The sequence below is a fragment of the Halomonas sp. 3D7M genome, assembly GCF_014897885.1.
GTDB lineage: Bacteria > Pseudomonadota > Gammaproteobacteria > Pseudomonadales > Halomonadaceae > Vreelandella.
Genome location: NZ_JABUZF010000211.1, coordinates 1 through 303, shown reverse-complemented (window position 1 = coordinate 303; position 303 = coordinate 1). Strand labels below are relative to the sequence as shown.

At 54.8% G+C, this 303-nt stretch carries 1 protein-coding gene; it reads left to right on the top strand.

Features of this window, described 5'->3' with window-relative positions:
- Nucleotides 1-303, top strand: a 303-nt coding sequence (locus INT22_RS20900) for an aminotransferase class I/II-fold pyridoxal phosphate-dependent enzyme (RefSeq protein WP_226912665.1), incomplete at both ends; no start/stop codon positions are given.

The following is a 303-nucleotide window of genomic DNA, read 5'->3' as shown; positions in this document are numbered from 1 at the left end:
TCGGCTACTGACACTTGCAGAGCGCTACAACCTGATACTAGTAGAAGACGACGCCTTCGCTGACCTACTCCACCGAGGAAGCGCTCACTTGGCAGCACTGGATGACCTGAGTCGCGTGATTTACGTCGGTACGTTTTCCAAGACGCTTTCCACCGGCATTCGCTCGGGTTACTTGGCGGCCAACCCTGGGCTGGTTAATGCACTTACCGATATCAAAATGGTGACTGTCGTTAACAGCTCCACCTTCAGCGAGCGCCTGATTCACGAAATGATTACCCACGGGCGTTACCGCCGTCACCTGGT